Source organism: Romboutsia sp. 13368, from assembly GCF_018336475.1.
GTDB lineage: Bacteria > Bacillota > Clostridia > Peptostreptococcales > Peptostreptococcaceae > Romboutsia.
Window position 1 is genome coordinate 345107 of record NZ_CP048741.1, and the last position, 3573, is coordinate 348679.

General features: G+C 26.5%; 3 protein-coding genes. 2 read left to right on the forward strand and 1 reads right to left on the reverse strand.

The genetic code is table 11. The features are described 5' to 3' along the window. The first annotated feature begins 112 nt into the window (after nucleotides 1-112). Both G3997_RS01365 and dinB read left to right on the forward strand, forming a co-directional pair. Nucleotides 113-1621, forward strand: coding sequence for a DUF1846 domain-containing protein (locus G3997_RS01365; RefSeq protein WP_296646921.1), 1509 nt, complete (start codon nucleotides 113-115; stop codon nucleotides 1619-1621). Nucleotides 1622-1835: 214 nt separating this feature from the next. Further along, nucleotides 1836-2942, forward strand: coding sequence for a DNA polymerase IV (gene dinB / locus G3997_RS01370; protein ID WP_296646925.1), 1107 nt, complete (start codon nucleotides 1836-1838; stop codon nucleotides 2940-2942). Between the two features lie 26 nt (nucleotides 2943-2968). Here dinB and G3997_RS01375 read toward each other — a convergent pair. Then, nucleotides 2969-3573: Crp/Fnr family transcriptional regulator (locus tag G3997_RS01375; protein WP_330616158.1), on the reverse strand; the 605-nt coding region annotated here is incomplete at its 5' end.

Genomic DNA, 3573 nt, shown 5'->3' on the forward strand with positions numbered 1-3573 from the left:
AATGTATAATATAGTCTTAAAGTGTAGAAAAATATAAAATTATTACACTAAATAAATAAAATAAATATAAATATACGGTTATCAAAATTAAATAATTTAGAGAGGTGTAGGTATGAAGATAGGATTCGATCATAAAAAATATCTAGAAGAGCAATCAAAGTACATATTAGAAAGAGTTAATAACTTTGATAAGCTTTATTTAGAATTTGGWGGTAAACTAATTGGAGATTTACATGCGAAGAGAGTATTACCAGGATTCGATGAAAATGCAAAAATAAAAGTGTTACAACATATAAAAGAAAAAGTAGAAGTTGTAATATGTGTTTATGCAGGAGATATTGAAAGAAACAAGATAAGAGGAGACTTCGGTATTACTTATGATATGGAAGTTTTAAGATTAATAGATGATTTAAGAAGTTATGAACTTGATGTAAATAGTGTTGTAATAACTAGATATGAAGGACAACCTGCTACAACAGTTTTCATAAATAAATTAGAACGTAGAGGTATAAAGGTGTACAAGCATGCTCCAACAAAAGGGTATCCATCAGATGTTGACACTATAGTAAGTGATGAAGGATACGGAGCAAACCCATATATAGAAACTACTAAGCCTATAGTTGTTGTAACAGCACCAGGGCCAAATAGTGGAAAATTAGGAACTTGTTTAAGCCAATTATATCATGAAAATAAAAGAGGTAATGCTGTTGGATATTCTAAATTTGAAACATTCCCAGTATGGAACGTACCTTTAAAACATCCTTTAAATATAGCTTATGAAGCTGCAACAGTTGATTTAAAAGATGTAAATATGATAGATTCATTCCATCTTGAAAAGTATGGAGTAATGTCAGTAAATTATAATAGAGATTTAGAACTTTTCCCTGTTCTTAAAAAAATAATAGAAAAAATAACAGGAAAAGAATCTATATATCAATCACCAACAGATATGGGTGTTAATAGAGTTGGATATGGTATTGTAGATGATGAAGTTGTAGCTGAAGCCTCAAGACAAGAAATTATAAGAAGATACTTTAAAACAGCTTGTGAATACAAAAAAGGACAAGTTGATAAAGGAGCTTATGAAAGAATAAGAATGATAATGGAAGGGCTTAACTTAAAGCCAGAAGATAGAACGGTAGTTATGCCTGCAAGAGATTATAGTAGTAATTTAAAAGAAACTGCTGATAAAAATGATGCATGTCCAGTAGTAGCTATGGAATTAACTGATGGAAGAATAATCACAGGTAAAGGTTCAGATTTAATGAATTCAACTGCAGCGGCAACATTAAATGCTATAAAAACTTTAGCTAATATAGATGATGAATTACACTTAATATCTCCAGCTATATTAGAACCAATTATAAATTTAAAAACTAAAACATTAGGAAGTAGAAATCCTGAGTTAGATTGTGAAGAAATACTTACTGCACTTAGTATATGTGCTGTTACAAATCCAACAGCTCAAGTTGTACTTGATAAATTACCTTTATTAAAAGGAGCTCAAGCTCACTCAACAACTATATTAAGTAAGAATGATGAGCAAACATTTAGAGAACTTGGAATAGATGTTACAAGTGATCCTGAATATCCATCACAAAATCTTTATTATGCTAACTAATAATATATAAAATATAAGACCATATTACCTTTTGGGTATTATGGTCTTTATTATTAAATAATAATTAAAAAAATAAATATAAATATACGGTTATCAAGAAATTAATTAACTTAGTTCCTTGGAATATCTATTTTAAATGTTTTTACTATATTTTGCAAGATAAATTTTAAAAAGTAGATAGTAAGTTTATATATTTTATAGAAAGGTGATGCATATGGAAGGAATAAGAAAGATAATTCATATTGATATGGATGCTTTTTATGCATCTATAGAGCAAAGAGATAATAAAGAACTTAGAGGTAAACCTGTTATAGTTGGAGGACACTATAATAGTAGAGGGGTTGTAGCTACATGTTCTTATGAAGCTAGAAAATATGGTATACATTCAGCTATGCCTTCTAGTATTGCATATAAGAGATGTCCATATGCATATTTTGTACCACCTAGATTTGATGTATATGAAAAAGTGTCTTCACAGATAAGAGAAATATTTTTTAGATATACAGATTTAGTAGAACCATTATCTTTAGATGAAGCTTTTTTAGATGTTACTAATAATAAAAAAAATATTATGTATGCTACGGATATAGCAAAAATGATTAAAGAAGATATATTAAAGGAAACTGGGTTAACATCATCAGCAGGTGTATCATACAATAAATTTTTAGCAAAATTAGCATCGGATGTTAATAAACCAAATGGATTAAAGGTTATAACACCTAATAATAAACAAGATTTTTTAGATAATTTACCTATAGATAAGTTTTATGGTATAGGTAAAGTTACTGAGAGAAAACTTCGAAATATAGGAGTAAATAATGGTTACGATTTAAGACAATTAAATTTAAGTCAATTAGAAAAAATATTTAAAAATAGAGGATATATTTTTTATCAATTAGCTAGAGGCATAGACTATAGAAGTGTTGAACCTTATAGAGAGCGTAAATCAATAGGTTCTGAAACTACACTAAGTAATAATTTGGATATAGACGATGAAGATGTTTTAGATATACTTAGTGAACTTTGTGAAGACGTATCAAATAGATTAGAGTATTCAAATAAATTAGGTAAAACGGTAACACTAAAAATTAAGTATGATGATTTTAAAACAATAACAAGGAGCTCTACTTTAGAAAAGTCGGTTTATAAAACTAAAGATATTAGAATAATTATATATAACTTAGTTAAAAACTTAAAAAAACAAAATGGAAAGATTAGATTACTAGGAGTTACTGTATCAAATTTAATTGAAAAAGAAGAAGATATTTCTAATATAACTATATTTGAATATATTGATAATATGGGAAAAACTACAAAATAAAAATAATTTTGTAGTTTTTACTTATATTAATGTATTTTCTGTCTAAAATTTAATAGCGTTAGATYATTATTTCTATCATAATCTATTAAACCTATTTCCTTCATATTTATAAGTTCACGAGAAAGAGAAGGTCTAGTAACTCCTAAGTATTCTGATAATTTTTCCTTAGTCATATTTAACTTTATGTTTTTACTTTTTTGAACTTTATATTCATTTATCAAAAAATTACATATCTTTTGTCTAAGATTATTAAAAGTTAAATTAGTAATAGAATTGTTTAATAGAAATATTTTATTAGTTAAAGTATTTAAAAACATACTTAAAAATTCTTCGTTACAAGTACAAAATTTTATAAAGTCAATTTTATTTATAAACATAACTTCACATGAGCTACTTGCTATAACAGTAGCAGGATATATATTAATATCTGAAAAAGCTATAACCTCTCCAAAAACATCCCCCTTAGAAAAAGAAGAAACATGAATAACTTTACTACCGAGAGTTCTTTTTATATCCACACTTCCTTCTAAAACCAATCCAATAGAAGTACAAGTATCACCTTCAATTGCAATAATATCAGATTTAGAATATTTTTTTATATTATAGTTAGTGGTACTGAAAAAATCTAAAA